We start from the raw sequence: 18902 nt of genomic DNA, 5'->3' as shown, positions 1-18902 counted from the left end.
ACTATAAGAAATGTTTTGATTATTTCTTTCTTCTGCGATTTTTTCTTGTCGCAAGAAGACCTTCTTCTCTTTCGCGATAATCTAAAAAACTTCCTAAATCAAAAACTGTATAATTTTTTTGAATGAGTTTTTTACATGCTTTTTCACTAATTGCTTTATTAACTGCATAAATAAAATATTTTTTACTTTTATCAGGATAATTTTCCTCAAACCTATCTATAAGACGTAATGGGAAACATTCTGCACCTGCAATATGCAAATCGTCATAGTCTTTTAATTCATCTACACAGATAATTGTGATTTGATCAGGACTTTTTTCGTATTGACGAAATCCTTCATTAATATCTATTTTTTTAATTTCTATTTTTTTTCCAAAACCAAACATATCTTTATCCTCCAATACCTAACTATAATATCATTATTTCTTTCTTTTTTCTATTGCTTTTCTATATTTTCTGTGTTATTATTACATGGCAAAATCAATTGGCCTGTTGGAGAAACGGTTAACTCACATGCCTTTCACGCATGCATTCACGGGTTCGAATCCCGTACAGGTCACCAATATAGGGGCGTGGTTCAATGGTAGAGCATCGGTCTCCAAAACCGTGGACGCGGGTTCGATTCCTGCCGCCCCTGCCATGAGAAAGTAAGAGCGATTTATCGCTCTTTTTTTGTTCAATGAGTTATATAAAATAATGAAGTTGATCGCAAAAGAATATCTACCTGTGGAGGAAATATATTCGTCATTTGAAGAATATGCTATAATATTCCTTAAGGAAGTGAGATATTATGAATACAAAAGGATTTGGCTATTGTGGGTTAGCTTGTGATTATTGTCAAGATACTCCAGGTTGTGTAGGTTGTAAAAAAGGCGGATGTCCTGAAAAAGATTCTTGTAAAAACTATCAATGTTGCACATCTCAAAATTATCAGTATTGTTTTGAATGTCCGGATTTTCCATGCCATGATAGTATTTTACATAAGTTAAGAGTGAGAACATTTTGTCAATATATTCAAAGATATGGAGAAAAAGATTTAAAAAAGCATTTAGCAGACAATCATAAAAAGGGAATTAAATATCATTATAAGAACAAGCATATAGGAGATTATGATCAGTTTGATACGGAAGATGAGATTATAGAGTTTATAAGAAATGGGAAAAAATGATTATAAACAATTCATTCACATTGTATGAATACATCTTATCTTGAAAAAGATATCAATTCTTATAATTTTTATTGCTTTTGTATTTTATCGTAATATCTAAGTTATAGATGAAGAATCTTATGTGAATACTCGTATGAGTATGAGAGAAGTTTTTTGAAAAGTGAAGTCAAACATATATGATGAACAAAGATGAAAGGATGATCAATAGATGAAAAGAAAACTCAAAATTGCATTTGTGTGTGTTCATAATTCATGTCGTAGTCAGGTAGCTGAAGCATTAGGGAAAAAGTTTATGGGTGATCAATACGATTTCTATTCATGTGGAACAGAATTAAAGCCTCAAATTAATCAAGATGCTGTCAGATTGATTAAAGACATGTACCAAATTGATATGGAAAAAGATCAATATAGTAAATTAGTCCAGGATATTCCTCAAGTGGATATTGCTATTTCTATGGGATGCAATGTGAGTTGTCCATATATAGGGAAAGATTTTGATGATAATTGGCATTTAGATGATCCTACTGGGAAAAGTGATGATGAGTTTATAAAAGTTATAAAAGACATTGAAGAAAGAATAAAATCGTTACAATATTAAAGAATGTAAAGATATCAATAGAATGATAATGTAGATAAAAGGAGATAATGATGGACAAATATTTAGAAATAAAAAAAGAGTTTGAAGCCAATGAAGATAAAGATAATGCTATATCTATGTCAAAGTATATGAGAAATCTATTTTCCTTTTATGGATTACCTGCTTCAAAAAGAAAAGCTATCTATAAAGAATTTATGAAGAATGAGAAGAAACAAAAAAAGATTGATTGGCATTTTCTAGATATATGTTACGAAGATGAACATAGAGAATTTCAATATTTTGTTTGTGATTATTTGATGGTGATGAACAAATATTTAAGCTATGAAGATATTCCAAAAATCAAAAGATATGCAAAAATCAAACAGTGGTGGGATACCATAGATAGTTTAGATAGAGTCATTGGAGAAATTGGACTGAGAGATGAGAGAGTCAATGCTTTGATGTTAGAATGGTCCCAAGATAAGGATTTTTGGATCAGAAGACTCGCTATTGATCATCAATTATGCAGAAAAGAAAAAACAAACCCAGCCCTATTAGAACAAATCATAGTGAATAATTTTGGAAGTGATGAGTTTTTTATAAATAAGGCTATTGGTTGGGCTTTAAGAGATTATTCTAAGACTAATCCTGCATGGGTCAAAGAATTTATAAATAAATATGAAGGACAGATGAATAAATTAAGCATTAAGGAAGCAAGTAAGTATATTTAATAAATAAAGATTGATGTGAGTATGGAAAATGTTTTCAAAGAGAAAATGGCAGATGATAAGGAGAATAGAAATGATGAATATATTGATTGTGGAAGATAATACTGATATTAATCATATGATTAAGAATTATTTGATGAAAGCTGGATATCATTGTGAACAGGCTTTTTCTGGTACAGAAGCGTTGATGTATTTTCAAATGAATACATATGATCTGATTATTTTAGATTTGATGTTACCAGGAATGACTGGAGAATCTCTTTTAGAAAATATACGTCAAAGTTCTGATTTGCCTGTCATTATTTTAACTGCTAAAGATACATTAGATAGTAAAGTTGAAGTCTTGGGTGCAGGAGCAGATGATTATCTTTGCAAACCATTTGAACTGGAAGAACTTTTAGCACGAGTACAAGTCCAATTAAGAAAAAGAAATAAAAACAATTATGAGAATATAACATTTAAGAATTTGATTCTCAATCAATCTCTTTATGATGGGTTTATTGATCATCAACCCCTTCATTTAACAAAACATGAATATTTGATTTTAGAACTTTTGATGAAGAATATCAAAAGAGTTTTTACCAAACAGGAAATTTATGAATATGTATGGAATGATGATTATTATGGTGATGATAAGACTATCAATGTTCATATTAGCAATATTAGAAAAAAGATAAAACAATATACTAATGATGAATATATCAAAACAGTGTGGGGTATTGGATTTAAAATGGCTGAATAATATTCAGTTTTTTCTTTATACTTTCTTTATATTTGCTTGGCACTTTTTTTAACTTTGATTTTTATAATCATAATTGTATGAAGGAGGTATCATGATATGGAAGAAAACGTATTGGAGCTTTATGATTTATGTAAAACATATAAAGATACAAAAGCTGTATCTCATCTGAATATGAACATTAAAAAGGGTGATATATATGGCTTTATTGGGAAAAATGGTGCAGGGAAATCAACAACATTAAAAATGATTACAGGTTTGATTTTTCCAACATCTGGTGAAGTCAAGTTGTTTGGTGAAGAACGCAATGCATTGACGTCTCGAAGAATCGGATCATTGATTGAAACGGCTGGATTATATCCAAATCTTTCGGCTTATGACAATATGGAGTTAAAAGCTATTGCAATGGGGATTGATAGTAAAAATAAAATCAATGAGTTGTTAAGTTTGGTAAGACTTGATGCAAAGAGTAAGAAAGTTGTGAAAAAGTTTTCGTTGGGTATGAAACAACGATTAGGAATTGCTTTGGCACTATTAGGAAATCCAGATTTGCTGATATTAGATGAACCTATTAATGGTTTGGATCCAGAAGGAATTAGAGAAGTGAGAGAAATTATTCAATATCTGAACGATACGAAGAAAATGACAATCATTATCAGCAGTCATATATTAGGAGAGCTCAGCAAGATTGCCACGAAATATGGAATCATTCGAGATGGTCATGTGGTAGAAGAAATCACAGCTAAAGAATTGGATAAACGCTGTAGAAATTATTTGTCATTGAAAGTCAATCAGGCGGAAAAGGCTATACCTTTGCTTGAAAAGAATTTGAATATAAAAGACTATACTGTTCATGAAAATAATGAGATATGGATTTATGATAATGTGAAAAGTTCTGATGTTTCAATGCAACTTGCACAAAATGGTGTAGAAGTTAATCAAATTTATTATCAAAAACAGGATTTAGAATCTTATTTTCTAGAGAAATGTGGAGGTGAACAATCATGATTAATATGATAAAATCTGATATCAAAAGATTACTGAAAAGTAAAGGTTTCTGGTTTTCTTTAGTTATATTCATTTTCATTTATGTTATATCGATTTTTATGCAAACTTCAGCACAGGAAACAGGCACATTTTCTCCAACAAATAGTGCACCAGAACCAGGATTTTATATTTCTATTGATATCGTGGTCAAATCATTAAATTCTTTTGCAACAATGTTTGGTCATTCTTTTGGCACTTTAATTTTAGGTATCTACTTGGCTATCTTTGTATGTAATGAATACAGCAGTGGTTATATTAAGAATGTTGTGACTTTACCTAATGGTAGACTTGCAATCATTATTTCAAAAATTGTTGTAGCGGCATTTATTGATTTCATTATTATTTTATTATGTTATGGAATTGGCTTGATACTTGGTCATATCCTTATCGATGGGTTTATTGTTGAATCTATGGATGTTCTACTGAAATCTTCAACAGTCATGTTCGTTATGACTTTAGCGTTGTTTAGTCTGATTATTGTTATAACAACTGTATTTAGAAATAAAATAGCAGGTATCATTTTGGTATTATTAATTTCATCAGGTATGTTACAGCCTTTTTTGACATCATTATTTGATTTCATTCATCTATCATTTTTATCAGAGTATACATTATCTTCGCTTTTTTTAAATAGTGCTTTGGTGGAAGAGAATAATATTATCAAAGTCATTTTCACTTCTTTGTGCTATGTCATAGTTTATAATGCTATAAGTATAGCTATTACGCAAAAGAGAGATATTTAAATAAAAATCAATTGATAATTGTTAATGATAGTGAAGTTATCTATTTTATAGTATACTTGTTATATAAATTGATTATCTATGGAGGTGTTAGGGTATGATGGTGTTATGTCTTGTTTTTGGAATAATGACTGTTATAAGTCTGATATCTCTTTTTATTTTTTTAGGTGATATAAAAGATATGCTCAAACAAATTGATTATAAGAATAAGACCAATAGTCATTTTGAGATTTCTACTCAAAGTAGTCTTCCTTCCATCAAAAAACTACAGCTGGAAATCAATGAGCTTTATGAAAATATCAATGAAGTTGAAGAACGAGCCTCTAAAAAAGAAAAAGAAATGAGAACACTGATGTCGGGTATATCTCATGATATAAGAACACCTCTGACAAGTATCAAAGGCTATCTGAAACTGATAGAGGAAGCCGATGATGATCAAGAAAGAAAAAAATATTATGATATTGTTGAATATAGGTTGGATACATTAGGGTCAATGCTGGAAGATTTATTTGTCCATTCAAAGATAAGTGATAGCGAATATGAATTAAAAAAAGAAAGTGTTGAAATATTTCCAATAATTTGTAAGGTCGTGGCATCATTTTATGATGATTTCGAAAAGAAAAATATAGAGCCCATCATTCATTTTTCAAATGAACACTTGAGAGTCACGGCCAATCAGGATATGTTGATCAGAATGATTCATAATCTGGTCAATAATGTATTAAAGCATGGTTGTGATGACTTTGAAATTAAAGAAATAGATAACAAGATCTTCTTTATCAATAAAGTACAAAATTGTGAACAAATTGAAGTCGATCGCTTATTTGATAGATTCTATCAAGCAGATTTATCAAGACATCAGAATTCTACTGGATTAGGGTTGTCAATTGTGAAACAGATTGCTGAAATTCACGGTTGGTCTATTAATGCCTGTATAGAAGATAATAAGTTAACGATTATGATAGATATGAAATATGATGATAGATGAGATGATTTATAATTTTATAGAGATAACTATATTGATATTGACAATAGGAAGCCTATGGGTGTATTATAACAGTGTTATATAACACTGTTATATAAGGAGGTAAAAATGCAAGATACATCAAATGTAACACTGAATAAAATTCAACAGGCAGCCATTGATGAATTTTTGGAGAAAGGATTTAGAGGTGCTTCTTTACGTCAAATTGTTAAACATGCAGGAGTGACGACAGGAGCTTTTTATGGTTATTTTTCCAGTAAGGAAGCTTTGTTCGCTTCGATTGTGGAACCACATGCACAGACTTTAATGGAACATTTTATGCAAGCTCAGCTTCAGTTTGCTGACTTACCAAAAGATGAACAACCTTCACATATAGGAATTGAATCAAGTTCATGTGTGAACTGGATGGTTGATTATATCTGTGACCATCGTGAGCCTGTTAAACTTTTATTATTAAAAGCTGAAGGAACGAGTTATGAAAATTTTGTTCATAATATTGTTGAAGTTGAAGTCGAATATACTCTTAAATATATGGATGTTTTAAGGGAGTTAGGACACACAGTACCTCAACTGGATAGAACTTTATGTCATATTATTGCAAGTGGTATGTTTGGAGGGATTTTTGAAGTTGTTATTCATGATATTCCTAAAGATCAAGCTATGCGTGATGTAGGACAGCTTCGAGCATTTTATACTGCTGGTTGGCTAGCATTAATGGGAGAAAAATAAATGCAGCAACCTGCAATTTTTTACCTCTGAAGTTAGCTTATACTAACAACTGTGAATATTGATAGAGGAGGGTTAAGATGGAAGAAAAGAAAAAGAGTGCACTTACGACTTTATTGGCGTATGCTGGAAACTATAAAGCTTTGACTTTTATTGGTCTTGCTTTATCTGCAATCTCAATGCTTTGTAGTATTGTGCCATATGTTTGTATTTGGCTTGTTGTAAGAGATTTGATTGCAGCGATGCCAAATTTCAGTCAAGTTCAAAATGTAGAAACATATGGATGGATTGCTTTTGGTTTTGCTGTGCTAGGTATTGGACTGTATTTTGTTGGTTTATTATGTACGCATTTGGCAGCTTTTAGAACGGCTGAAAATATTCGAAAAATAGGAATGAATCATATTATGAAAGCACCACTTGGTTATTTTGATAACAATGCTTCAGGACTCATTAGAGGAAGACTGGATAGTGCTGCTAATGATACAGAAACACTTTTAGCACATAATCTTGCTGATATTGTGGGAACCATCGTCTTATTTGTTGGGATGATCATCTTAATGTTTGTATTTGATTGGCGTATGGGGGTGGCATGTCTTTTATCAGCGGTTATTTCCATCATGGCTATGTTTTCCATGATGGGTGGCAAAAATGCTAAAATTATGGAAGAATATCAGGCTGCTCAGGATAGAATGACAAAAGCTGGAACAGAGTATGTTAGAGGAATTCCCGTTGTGAAAATTTTTCAACAGACAGTTTATTCGTTTAAAACTTTTAAAAAAGCTATAGAAGAATACAGTGATAAAGCTGAATACTATCAGGGAAAAGTTTGTCGTATTCCTCAATCATTGAATTTGACTTTTACAGAAGGAGCTTTTATCTTTTTGGTACCTGTTGTCATTTTTCTATTTCCAAGTGCATTACAAACTGGACGTTTGAGTGAGTTAGTGACAAACTTTGTATTTTATGCTGTTTTTTCAGCAATCATTTCAACTTCACTCGCAAAAATCATGTTTGCTTCATCAGGTATTATGTTGGCAAATATAGCTTTAAGCCGTATCGATTTGGTTATGAAAGCTCCAACGCTTGAAAAATGTGTTCATCCGAAAATGCCAATAGACAATAGCGTTGTTTTTAAGAATGTCAGTTTCACTTACCAGGATTCTTGTGTTCCTGCATTATCACATATTTCTTTTCAAGTAGAACCGGGTCAGACAGTTGCACTTGTTGGACCATCTGGTGGAGGAAAAACAACTGCAGCCAGTCTGATACCACGTTTTTGGGATGTAGACAGCGGTGTTGTTGAAGTTGGACATGTGAATGTTAAAGAAATCGATCAACATGTTTTGATGGATCAAGTTGCTTTTGTTTTTCAAAATACAAGACTTTTTAAAACATCAATCTTAGAAAATGTAAAAATTGCTAATCCAAATGCTTCAAATGATGACGTTATGCGTGCTTTGAAAGCGGCAAGATGTGAGGACATCATTGAAAAATTGCCTCGTGGCGTTGATACAGTTATTGGAAATGAAGGCACATACCTTTCGGGAGGAGAACAGCAACGTATTGCTTTGGCACGTGCTATTTTGAAAAATGCTCCTATTGTTGTATTGGACGAAGCCACTGCTTTTGCAGATCCTGAAAATGAAGTTCTTATCCAAAAGGCACTCAGTGTTTTATGTAAGGATCATACAGTTATTATGATTGCTCATCGTTTGTCAACTGTTGTTAATGCGGATAAAATCATTGTTTTAGAAGATGGACATATTGTGGAAGAAGGGACTCATAAAGAACTGTTGAATCAAAATGGTCTGTATCATAAGATGTGGACTGATTATAATCAGGCAGTCAAATGGAAAATCACAAGTGGAAAGGAGGCATTATAGATGTTTGGGACAAATTTTAAGCGTAAATATGCCTTAACAGATAAAGGCGTTCAGAATGTTAAAAAAGGAACATTTTGGACAGTCATCGTTAATATTGTTGTTATGGGTGGTGTCAGTGTATTATATCTGTTAATGAAAGATTTAATGGCAATTTTAACGGGCAATCAAACAGAAATCAATGTGATAACAATTCTGATTTTATTGGTTGCATTTGTGCTTTTATCATTTGTCACACATTTTCAACAATATACAGCTACTTATGGACTTGTATATGGTGAGGTCAAAGCAACAAGAATTTCCTTGGCAGAAAAACTTCGTCAATTGCCACTAGGATATTTCAATAAAAAAGATATTGCTGATTTAACTGAGACAATCATGGGAGATGTGAATCGTATGGAACATGTCTGGTCACATGTTCTAGGTTATTTACATGGATCTTATGTTTCAACAGCATTGATTGCAGTTTTCTTATTTATATATGATTGGCGTTTAGCTATTGCCTGTCTTTGGGGTGTTCCGGTTGCTTTTATTCTTTTATTTGGCTCAAGAAAGTGGACAGCAAAAGCATCTGAAAAATTGAAACAGGCAGCTGTCAAAGTTTCTGATGGAATTCAGGAAACATTAGAAAATGTAAGAGAAATTAGAGCGACAAATCAGGAAGAAACTTATCTTCAGGGACTTTATCAAAAGATTGATGAACATGAAAGTGTTATGATAAATGGCGAACTCGTAGCCGGTATATTTGTCAATGCTGCGAGTGTTATTATGCGTTTGGGTGTCGCGACGACAATCTTGGTTGGTGCCAATCTGATAGTTCATGGTCAAGTTGATTTTATGGTATTATTTATGTTTTTGCTGGTCATTACAAGAATTTATGCACCATTTGATCAAAGCTTAGCCTTGATTGCTGAGATGTTTGTCTCACAGGTTTCAGCTAATCGTATGATGGAAATCTATGATATGCCTGTTGCTTCAGGACACGACTCTTTTGAGCCTCAAGGACATGATATTGAATTTCAACATGTTTCCTTTGCCTATGATAATCACGATGTTTTAAAAGATGTCAGTTTTATTGCTAAGGAAGGTGAGGTAACAGCTTTAGTTGGACCTTCTGGCTCTGGTAAAAGTACTTGTGCCAAATTGGCAGCACGTCTTTGGGATGTCAAAAAAGGAGCAATAAAAGTAGGGGGAATAGATATTCAAACTGTTGATCCAGAAGTTTTATTGAGTGATTATTCAATGGTTTTTCAAGATGTTGTCTTATTTGATGATAGTATCAAAGAAAATATTCGTCTCGGAAAAAGAGGTGCCACGGATGATGAGGTATATGCAGCTGCCAAAGCAGCAAATTGTGATGAATTTGTGCAGAAGCTTCCAGATGGTTATGATACATTTATAGGTGAAAATGGAACAAAATTATCTGGAGGAGAAAGACAAAGAATTTCAATAGCCAGAGCTCTTTTGAAAGATGCTCCCATCATTTTACTAGATGAAGCCACAGCAAGTCTTGATGTTGAAAATGAGACAAAAGTTCAAGAAGCATTATCAAGACTTTTGGTCAACAAAACTGTTCTGGTTATTGCTCATCGTATGCGAACAGTACAATCTGCTGATAAGATTATTGTTTTGGAAGATGGAAAGGTCAAGGAAGAAGGCTCTCCAGCAACTTTATATGCTCAAGATGGTCTTTATCGTCACATGGTGGATTTACAAAATGAGAGTTCTAAGTGGCAGATTGATAATAATGAAGTTTCATGAGATATCCTCTTATAAAAGTTGATAAGTGAAATCATAAAAACCCTCATATCAGTTATGAACTGTATGAGGGTTTTCAAAATAAATCAAATATGTGAAATATTATGAATTCATTTGTGTCTCTATTAAGGAAATAAAGAATGATGATAAAGAAACTCACTGACTTTAAAATAAATTGATATGTCATAAAATCATCTTGATCAATGACTTGATCTTTCATTAAATCAATAATTCATTCATTAAATTCATCTAACAGCAATTCCTAGATCTTTATATCTAAATATTGATATAAACGAATCATTAATGAATTGTTTGATAAATTGATCTCTTTTCCATTTCGATACAGATTTATCAGTCATACCTATCAATATTGGCTAGCTCTTTTTGTGTCATATTTTTTCAGCATTTTACAATGGATTTTCCAACTTAAGTCCATATCCTTAAGATCCTAACATGATTATAAACAATTTGGCAGTAAACGTATATTAACGTGAAGTGGAATAAGAGGAATTTCAATTCCAATTTCATAAAATATATAAATATGATATATTAAAAATAAGAAAACAGACTATGGGAGGGAGAAAAGCGAATGACTTTTGATTATAAAAAGGAATATAAGGAATTTTATATGCCTAAAAACAAGCCAAGTATTATCACCATACCGCAAATGAACTATATTGCCCTCAGAGGGAAAGGTAATCCCAATGATGAAAATGGTGATTATCAACAAACAATAGGTCTTTTGTATAATATTGCCTATACATTAAAAATGAGTTATAAAAGTTCGTATCAGATCGATGGCTTTTTTCAATATGTTGTTCCACCATTAGAAGGTTTCTGGTGGCAGGAAGGGGTTAAAGGAATGGATTATCAGAGAAAAGATGATCTTTGTTTTATTTCTTTGATTCGCTTACCAGATTTTGTAAAAAAGGAAGATTTTGATTGGACCATTCATACGGCAACGCAAAAAAGAAGCAAGATTTTTCAAGAGTAGAATTTTTGACATATGATGAAGGATTATGTGTACAATGTATGCATATTGGCAGTTATGATTATGAACCTCAAACCGTATCACTGATGCATGAATATATGGAGAATATGGGTTATGTATTAGATATTAATGAGCATCGTTTTCATCATGAGATTTATTTGAGTGATCCAAGAAAGACAAAAGTAGAAAAACTCAAAACAGTGATTAGACATCCAATCAAGAAAAAATAATAGAAAGGAAGGATCGAGGATATGAGTTGTTTTATCAGACAATGTTGCGTCGATGATGCTGGAGATATTTATCGATTGAATAAAGATGAAATGGGCTATGACTATTCTATAAAACTAACAGCTCAGAAAATAGCAGATTTATGTCAGTCATCAAATGATCGTATTTATGTTGCTGAAGAAAATGGCAAGGTTATTGGATATGTTCATGCTAATAACTATGATACGCTTTATTTTGGACATATGAAAAATATAATGGGGATAGCTGTATCATCGTTATATAAACGTCAAGGTATAGGTTCCTTACTTTTAGCAGAGGTAGAGAAATGGGCACGTGAGGATGGAGCTATAGGTGTGAGACTTGTTTCTGGGGTAATGAGAAAAGATGCTCATGAATTCTATCGTCAAAACGGTTATATTCACGAAAAAGAACAAATCAATTTTAAAAAATACTTTTAAAGAATAAGAAAATAATTTTTAATTGATGGGTCATATTTTTTCTAATATCTCATATCTTTATGTTATAATAAATATAAGTAAAGGAGGAATGAGATATGGCTCAAAGTTTAAAATTTACTGTTACAGATCCAGTTGGACTCTATGCAACTCCAACAACTGAATTGGTGAATACAGTTAAACAGTTTATTTGTCATGTAACATTAAATTATGGAAATAAAAGTGTCAATTTAAAAAGTATGATGGGAGTTTTATCTTTAGGAATTCCAACAAAAGCACAAATAGAAATCGTTACTGATGGTGAAGATGAAGAAAAAGCAATAAAAGTGATTAAAGATAAAATTAATGAGTTGGGAATTTCAACAATTGAATAATGATATAAAGGTATTCAATCTGGAATACCTTTTTTATTAGAGGAATCATTCAAATGATTTGAGAAAGATGAAAAGATGTGAGATACTTAAAAAAAGGAGGCTTGATTCATGATTCAATATATTAGAAAAAGAGATGGGCGTATGGACCGCTTTGATGTTAATAAAATTGCTGGAGCTATCTACAAGGCTTTTCAGGCGACAGAAGCCAAATATGATTTAGATGCAGCGATTCGTTTGGCACATGTTGTAGAACAGAAATTGGAAGATCGTCATACTGAATTGCCAACAGTCGAGTTGGTACAGGATACAGTTGAAGAAACTTTAATAGAAAAAGGTTATGTGCGTATTGCCAAAGCATATATCTTATATCGTGCAGAACGTACCCGCTCGAGAGATCGTAAGTCACGTTTAATGAAAACCTTAGAAGAAATTACTTTTCAGGATGCGAAGGATAGTGATTTGAAAAGAGAAAACGCAAATGTCAATGCCGATGCACCAATGGGGACAATGTTAAAATATGGGGCTGAAGCAGCCAAGCAATTTAATGAGATGTTTGTTTTAAATCCTTTACATAGTGCGGCACATCGTTCAGGAGATATTCATATTCATGATATGGATTTTTTAACCCTAACAACAACTTGTACACAAATAGATATTATTGATTTATTTAAAGGTGGTTTTTCAACAGGACATGGGGTTTTACGTGAACCAAATAGTATTACAACATATTCTGCTTTAACATGTATTGCGATTCAATCTAACCAAAACGATCAACATGGCGGACAGGCCATTGTCAATTTTGATTATGGAATGGCAGAAGGCATTAGGAAATCCTATCGTAAATGGTATTCGAAAAGTGTCAAAGAAGCCTTAACTTTATTGAGTGATGTTGCGGTTGATGATGTTATGAAAGAATTACAATCTCTTGAAGAAAAACCATCATTGAGTGATGAAACTTATTTTTTAAAGGAAAAAAATATTTTGGTTAAATATCATGTATCTGATGAAATCATAAAACGTGTACAGAATTTTGCAAAAGAGCAAGCCTATCAGGATACAGATAAGGAAACATATCAGGCCATGGAAGCGTTGATTCATAATTTAAATACAATGAATTCTCGTGCCGGAGCACAAGTTCCTTTTAGTTCTATTAATTATGGAATGGATACGAGTATTGAAGGACGAATGGCCATGAAGAATGTTCTTTTAGCAACAGAAGCTGGATTAGGTGGTGGAGAGACACCTATATTCCCTATCCAGATTTTTAGAGTTAAGGAAGGAATTAACTATCAAAAAGGAGAACCTAATTATGATCTTTTTAAGTTGGCTTGTCGTGTTTCTGCAAAACGTTTATTTCCTAATTTTTCTTTTGTTGATTCTACGTTTAATAAGCAGTACTATAAAGGAACGCCAGAAACGGAAATTGCTTATATGGGATGTCGAACAAGAGTGATGGGAAATGTTTATGATCCTACTCGAGAAGTGTCTCCTAGACGTGGCAATTTGAGCTTTACTTCTATTAATTTACCTCGTTTAGCAATCAAATCTAAAGGAGATATAGATGAGTTTTTTGAAAAATTAGATCAGCTTATTGATTTATGCATCGATCAATTGTTAGAAAGATTTGAAATTCAATGTAAAAGAAGAGTCATGAATTATCCATTTTTAATGGGTCAAGGTGTATGGATGGATTCCGAAAAACTAAGTCCCAATGATGAAGTGAGAGAAGTTTTAAAACATGGGACCCTAACCATTGGTTTTATTGGGTTAGCTGAAACCCTTAAGTCTTTAATAGGCTATCATCATGGTGAAAGTGAAAAAGCTCAGATTTTAGGATTACAGATTGTGGCACATATGCGTCGTAGAGTAGATGAAGCATCACAAAAATATCAATTGAATTTCTCCTTAATAGCAACACCAGCTGAAGGTTTATCTGGACGTTTTGTGAAATTGGATAGAGAGCTTTACGGAAAAATAGAAGGTGTAACTGATCGAGAATATTATACAAACAGTTTTCATGTACCCGTTTATTATCCAATCAGTGCTTTTGATAAAATTAAAATTGAAGGCCCTTATCATGAATTAACGAATGGAGGCCATATCAGTTATATTGAAATGGATGGAGATCCAACAAAGAATTTGATGGCATTTGAAAAAATTGTGAGAGCAATGCATGATGCAAACATGGGATATGGGGCTATCAATCACCCGGTAGATCGTGATCCTGTCTGTGGCTATAATGGCATTATTGATGATGTATGTCCAAAGTGTGGGCGCAGTGAAACACAACACGAAGGTTTTGAAAGAATTCGTCGTATCACAGGTTATCTGGTAGGCACGCTAGATCGTTTCAATGATGCGAAAAGAGCAGAAGAAAAAGATCGTGTGAAACATGGACTCAATGAAGATTAGATTATATGGTGTTGTGAATGATTCCATAGTTGATGGTCCGGGTTTGCGTTATACTGTTTTTACTCAGGGCTGTCTGCATCATTGTGTAGGATGTCATAATCCACAAAGTTGGGATTTAGATGGTGGTTATGAAGAAGATATTGAAACAATTGTTGATGAAATCTTACGCAATCCTCTTTTGGATGGTGTGACATTTTCCGGTGGAGAGCCCTTTTTACAGGCGCGTCCATTGATTGCACTGATTCATCAATTACAAAAGCATAAATCATTGCATTTGATGATTTATAGTGGATATACTTATGAAGAAATTCTTCAATTAGGAGATGAAGCTAAAGAGCTTTTATCATTATGTGATACATTAGTAGATGGACGTTTTGATTTATCTTTAAAAAGTCTTCGCCTCATTTATAAAGGCTCTTCTAATCAGAGAATCATTGATATTCAAAAAAGTTTACGCTGTCACAAAGTCTGTGAACAGAAGGTTAACGATTATGGGGAATTTGTAGATTAAGCAAATTCCTTTTTTCTTATACCAAATAGAGATGTTTTTTTGTATAATAAAAAAGACAAGGAGGAAAATGATGAAACCTTTATTATGTTTTGATGTTGATGGAACATTACGAGATAATGTTCATCATCAAGTGTCTTTATCTACACAAAAAGCATTACGCATGTTAAAGCAAAATGGCTATCATATGATTATTTCATCTGGTAGAGGATTAGATTCTTTAAAAAAAACAGGAATCATGGATATGTTTCAATGGGATGGATTTGTATGTAATAATGGACAATTGGTCTTAGATGCCCAAAAGAAAGAAATATCTCATGCTTTCATGGATCCTCAAGCTGTTGAAGAAGTGATTGCAATTGCCAAACAATATGATTATGCAGTCACTTTAAAATCAAAACAGCGTATCATAACCAAAGAGCCTGATGAGTATGTTTTACAGACGCAAAAATATTTTCATAATCAGATTCCACCAGTTGGTCATTATCATGGGCAACCTGTTGAAGCCATGATTGTTTATGGACCTATGGGATATGATTATGCTCCATTTTTAAAAGTCAAAGGCGTTCATGTCTTACCAGGAGAATCTACATATGCTGATGTCACAATTGCAGGTTTATCTAAAGCGACAGGAATTCAACAATTGATGCATTTATTAGGTCTTCATGAATATATTGCTTTTGGAGATTCATTGAATGATGTCGATATGTTTAAAGAGGCGACAATCAGTGTAGCTATGGGTCAAGGAAATGAACAACTCAAACAAATGGCAACTTATGTCACAAAACCAATAGAAGATGATGGGATATATCATGCCTGTCTTCATTTAGGACTCATTCAAGAAGGGAAGTGAAAAAATGACAAAAGAAGAGGCAACAAAAAAAGCCCACGCCATGGGGGCTTATCTTGATAGCGAGCAAGCAGACAAGGAAACACATGATTTTGATGATTTATGGCAAAGTCTTTATGATGTCTGTCAGCTGGCAACTTTTGGAATTGTAGAATTAACACAGGAAGAGATAGATGAAGCTATGGATTGGCTTAAAGAAACACAATCACTTACAAAATTATATAAAACAACAGAGATTTATTTTTCATAAGGAGGAACAATTTATGAAAGTTGTTGATATGCATTGTGATACAATTTCAGAAATATATTTAAAAAGACAATCAGGTCAAGATATTTCTCTTAAACACAATGATTTACATTTGAGTTTGGATACTATGAAACAGGGGGATTATTTATTACAGAATTTTGCAATGTTTACACCTTTGCATAAGGCTGATCATCCTATGCAATATGCTCATGATCTGATTGATACTTTTTATCATGAAATGAATCAATATTCTGATATGATTGGTGTGATTCAAAATTATCAGGATATCATTGATAATGCCAAACATCAACGTATGAGTGCTATGTTGACATTGGAAGAAGGTGCTGTTATACAAAATGACCTTCAAAATTTACAACATTATTATGATTTAGGTGTACGTATGATTACATTGACTTGGAATTTTCCTAATGGAATAGGATATCCTAATTTTTCAATGGATGATGCGCAACATGGTTATCATATATGTGATAGTGAAAATGGTTTAACTGAATTTGGAAAAGCTTATGTTCAGGAATGTGAACGCTTAGGTATCATTATTGATGTTTCACATCTTTCTGATGCTGGTTTTGAAGATGTTTATAAAATCACAACAAAGCCATTTGTTGCTTCACATTCTAATGCTAGAAGTGTTTGTCCCCATGCACGTAATTTAACTGATGAGATGATATTAAAATTAGCAGAACGTGGTGGTGTCATGGGAATGAATTATGCTGCTGATTTTCTTAGTGAAAATCATGGCGATCAATCTCTTTCTAAGATTGATGATATTGTCAAACATATTCTTTATATCAAAAATTTGGCTGGTATAGATTGTATCGGCTTGGGTAGTGATTTTGATGGAATTCCACCATATCTGGAACTTCAGAATGCATCTTATTTGCCAAAGCTCGAAAAAGCTTTGTATGCAGCTGGTTTATCTCAGGAAGAAGTGGAAAAGATTTTTTATAAAAATGTATTAAGAGTTTATCAAAATGTATTAAAATAAAAAAGCAGAGAGGTGGGAGTCCTCATCTGCTTTTTTTGATATCAGTTTGGGAAAGGATATCATGAAGTAGTCAAATTTGAAGGGAAAACAAATTATTTCTGACTACGCTTTATAATATAACATGTTAATGTGTTCAAAATTCAAAGAAATTGTCAAAAAATATGTGATAAGGTTGATGGGTGATAAATTTCACTATATTTCATAGATGATTTTATGTTATAATCAAATAAAGTCGAAATAGGGAGGTTTTACTCTTTATGAAAAAGATTTGTCTATTACTTATGATTGGACTTTTGTTGGTGGGATGCCATTTATCTGCATCATCACAAACATTATCATATTCAAAAGAAGAATTTACAAATGGAAAGATATATCAGTATCAGGATATGTTGTTATATGTTTATGAAGATGACAATCAGAAAGGATTTCATTTTCAATTTGAACTCAATCAGTCAGGTATTGGAGATTATGCCAGTTATGTAGATGCATCACATCAAAAAGCAACTTGTTATTTATCTCATCAAGAAAATTGTCAGCTTGTTTTTACTTTAGACAATGACTCTATTCTTGTAGAAGCCAATGAAGAGGAAGGTTATTTAAGTGCCAATTTATCTGGAAAATATATTTTACAGGGGGATGTAGAGTGAAAAATTTGTTTTATAGATTAATCATATTTTTAGATACTGCACAGGAAAATGATACCAATTATCAAATTGCATGGTTTATGGCAAATAATTTCTATCGTATTGCTAATATGAGAATTAGTGAGTTGGCTGCTGAGTGTTTTGTTTCTCCAGCTACGATTTCACGCTTTTGCAGAGCATTGGGATATGAAAATTTTGCGCATTTAAAACATGAATGCTATACATTTCATTCTCATGATAAAAAGTTTAATAATTTGATTAATATTCCACTAGAAATGATGAGAGACCATCCTGAACAGGCAACACAGCAATATATTCAGCAGGTCATTCGATATATTTCTGATTTGCCTCAATTTTTAGATTGGAAAGAAGTTGATGCTATTTTAAAACTCATTCATGATAGTGAGTCAGTGGCATTCTTTGGAACACAGTTTTCACAAAGTGCTGCCTTGCATTTTCAAACGGATTTGTTGATGCTGGAGAAATTTACAATGGCTTATATGGATTCTTCGCGTCAGTTAGAATGTGCTAAGGAGCTTAATGAAGATAGTGTGGCGATTATTATGACGGTGAATGGTTATTTTGCTAATAGTAATTCTAAGATATTCCAATATTTAAAGAAGTCTAGATGTAAGGTTGTTCTTATAACATGTCATCCACAATTAGATTTAAAAATTCCAATTGATCATAAACTGATTTTAGGACGTTCAGAAAATCGTAAAACAGGTAAGCATAGTCTTTTGACAGCAGTTGAGCTGATGTCATTAAGATACTATTGCTTATATTATCCATCACTTCAAGAATTACAGGGACATCTTCTTTAGTCCTTTTTTTCTTGTG

At 32.5% G+C, this 18902-nt stretch carries 22 protein-coding genes and 2 tRNA genes; 23 read left to right on the top strand and 1 reads right to left on the bottom strand.

Annotation, left to right across the window (positions count from 1 at the left end; translation table 11 throughout):
• Positions 1–19 precede the first annotated feature (19 nt).
• On the bottom strand, positions 20–385 hold the full coding sequence (locus ACZYT4_RS04670) for a hypothetical protein (RefSeq protein ID WP_463782904.1): 366 nt from the start codon (positions 383–385) through the stop codon (positions 20–22).
• Positions 386–485: 100 nt separating this feature from the next.
• Here ACZYT4_RS04670 and ACZYT4_RS04665 point away from each other — a divergent pair.
• The 23 genes from ACZYT4_RS04665 to ACZYT4_RS04555 all read left to right on the top strand — a co-directional run bounded on the left by ACZYT4_RS04665 (position 486) and on the right by ACZYT4_RS04555 (position 18886).
• A tRNA-Glu gene (locus tag ACZYT4_RS04665) sits at positions 486–561 on the top strand.
• Between the two features lie 4 nt (positions 562–565).
• Positions 566–639 (top strand) — tRNA-Trp (locus ACZYT4_RS04660).
• A 150-nt stretch (positions 640–789) separates the two neighbouring features.
• Positions 790–1167 (top strand): DUF3795 domain-containing protein, encoded by a 378-nt coding sequence (locus ACZYT4_RS04655; protein ID WP_463782902.1) that lies wholly within the window; start codon positions 790–792, stop codon positions 1165–1167.
• A gap of 208 nt (positions 1168–1375) precedes the next feature.
• Positions 1376–1765 (top strand): arsenate reductase/protein-tyrosine-phosphatase family protein, encoded by a 390-nt coding sequence (locus ACZYT4_RS04650; RefSeq protein WP_463782899.1) that lies wholly within the window; start codon positions 1376–1378, stop codon positions 1763–1765.
• Between the two features lie 50 nt (positions 1766–1815).
• Positions 1816–2475, top strand: coding sequence for a DNA alkylation repair protein (locus tag ACZYT4_RS04645; protein WP_463782896.1), 660 nt, complete (start codon positions 1816–1818; stop codon positions 2473–2475).
• A gap of 70 nt (positions 2476–2545) precedes the next feature.
• Positions 2546–3214: a response regulator transcription factor gene (locus tag ACZYT4_RS04640; protein WP_463782893.1), complete on the top strand. Its 669-nt coding sequence runs from the start codon at positions 2546–2548 to the stop codon at positions 3212–3214.
• Positions 3215–3310: 96 nt separating this feature from the next.
• On the top strand, positions 3311–4219 hold the full coding sequence (locus ACZYT4_RS04635) for an ATP-binding cassette domain-containing protein (protein ID WP_463782891.1): 909 nt from the start codon (positions 3311–3313) through the stop codon (positions 4217–4219).
• A complete protein-coding gene (locus tag ACZYT4_RS04630; RefSeq protein ID WP_463782890.1) occupies positions 4216–5001 on the top strand; it encodes an ABC transporter permease in 786 nt (261 codons plus the stop codon). The genes ACZYT4_RS04635 and ACZYT4_RS04630 overlap by 4 nt, the downstream gene beginning before the upstream one ends.
• Positions 5002–5095: 94 nt before the next feature.
• Positions 5096–5986 carry a sensor histidine kinase gene (locus ACZYT4_RS04625; protein ID WP_463782888.1) on the top strand — a complete coding sequence of 297 codons (891 nt, stop codon included), beginning with the start codon at positions 5096–5098 and terminating at the stop codon, positions 5984–5986.
• A 105-nt stretch (positions 5987–6091) separates the two neighbouring features.
• The gene (locus ACZYT4_RS04620) at positions 6092–6712 is read left to right on the top strand and encodes a TetR/AcrR family transcriptional regulator (protein WP_463782886.1); all 621 of its coding nucleotides are present in this window, start codon (positions 6092–6094) and stop codon (positions 6710–6712) included.
• A gap of 77 nt (positions 6713–6789) precedes the next feature.
• On the top strand, positions 6790–8592 hold the full coding sequence (locus ACZYT4_RS04615) for an ABC transporter ATP-binding protein (protein WP_463782883.1): 1803 nt from the start codon (positions 6790–6792) through the stop codon (positions 8590–8592).
• Positions 8593–10350, top strand: a complete 1758-nt coding sequence (locus ACZYT4_RS04610; RefSeq protein WP_463782880.1) for an ABC transporter ATP-binding protein — start codon at positions 8593–8595, stop codon at positions 10348–10350.
• A gap of 586 nt (positions 10351–10936) precedes the next feature.
• Positions 10937–11341, top strand: coding sequence for a GyrI-like domain-containing protein (locus ACZYT4_RS04605; RefSeq protein ID WP_463782878.1), 405 nt, complete (start codon positions 10937–10939; stop codon positions 11339–11341).
• A 5-nt stretch (positions 11342–11346) separates the two neighbouring features.
• Positions 11347–11568 carry a GyrI-like domain-containing protein gene (locus ACZYT4_RS04600; protein WP_463782876.1) on the top strand — a complete coding sequence of 74 codons (222 nt, stop codon included), beginning with the start codon at positions 11347–11349 and terminating at the stop codon, positions 11566–11568.
• A gap of 21 nt (positions 11569–11589) precedes the next feature.
• Positions 11590–12024, top strand: coding sequence for a GNAT family N-acetyltransferase (locus ACZYT4_RS04595; protein WP_463782873.1), 435 nt, complete (start codon positions 11590–11592; stop codon positions 12022–12024).
• A gap of 95 nt (positions 12025–12119) precedes the next feature.
• Positions 12120–12395, top strand: coding sequence for an HPr family phosphocarrier protein (locus ACZYT4_RS04590; RefSeq protein ID WP_463782870.1), 276 nt, complete (start codon positions 12120–12122; stop codon positions 12393–12395).
• Positions 12396–12503: 108 nt separating this feature from the next.
• Positions 12504–14807 carry an anaerobic ribonucleoside triphosphate reductase gene (locus ACZYT4_RS04585; RefSeq protein ID WP_463782868.1) on the top strand — a complete coding sequence of 768 codons (2304 nt, stop codon included), beginning with the start codon at positions 12504–12506 and terminating at the stop codon, positions 14805–14807.
• Positions 14797–15318, top strand: coding sequence for an anaerobic ribonucleoside-triphosphate reductase activating protein (gene nrdG, locus ACZYT4_RS04580; RefSeq protein ID WP_463782867.1), 522 nt, complete (start codon positions 14797–14799; stop codon positions 15316–15318). Before ACZYT4_RS04585 ends, nrdG begins: the two co-directional genes overlap by 11 nt.
• A 70-nt stretch (positions 15319–15388) precedes the next feature.
• The gene (locus tag ACZYT4_RS04575) at positions 15389–16168 is read left to right on the top strand and encodes an HAD family hydrolase (protein WP_463782864.1); all 780 of its coding nucleotides are present in this window, start codon (positions 15389–15391) and stop codon (positions 16166–16168) included.
• A 4-nt stretch (positions 16169–16172) separates the two neighbouring features.
• Positions 16173–16415 (top strand): hypothetical protein, encoded by a 243-nt coding sequence (locus ACZYT4_RS04570; RefSeq protein ID WP_463782860.1) that lies wholly within the window; start codon positions 16173–16175, stop codon positions 16413–16415.
• Positions 16416–16428: 13 nt separating this feature from the next.
• Positions 16429–17418 carry a dipeptidase gene (locus ACZYT4_RS04565; RefSeq protein ID WP_463782859.1) on the top strand — a complete coding sequence of 330 codons (990 nt, stop codon included), beginning with the start codon at positions 16429–16431 and terminating at the stop codon, positions 17416–17418.
• A 257-nt stretch (positions 17419–17675) separates the two neighbouring features.
• Complete coding sequence (locus tag ACZYT4_RS04560; RefSeq protein ID WP_463782857.1) at positions 17676–18065, top strand: hypothetical protein; 390 nt, start codon at positions 17676–17678, stop codon at positions 18063–18065.
• A complete protein-coding gene (locus tag ACZYT4_RS04555) occupies positions 18062–18886 on the top strand; it encodes a MurR/RpiR family transcriptional regulator (RefSeq protein WP_463782854.1) in 825 nt (274 codons plus the stop codon). The genes ACZYT4_RS04560 and ACZYT4_RS04555 overlap by 4 nt, the downstream gene beginning before the upstream one ends.
• Positions 18887–18902 lie beyond the last annotated feature (16 nt).

This window comes from Massilimicrobiota sp. mt181 (assembly GCF_055420065.1).
This window is presented reverse-complemented; position numbering and strand designations above follow the sequence as displayed.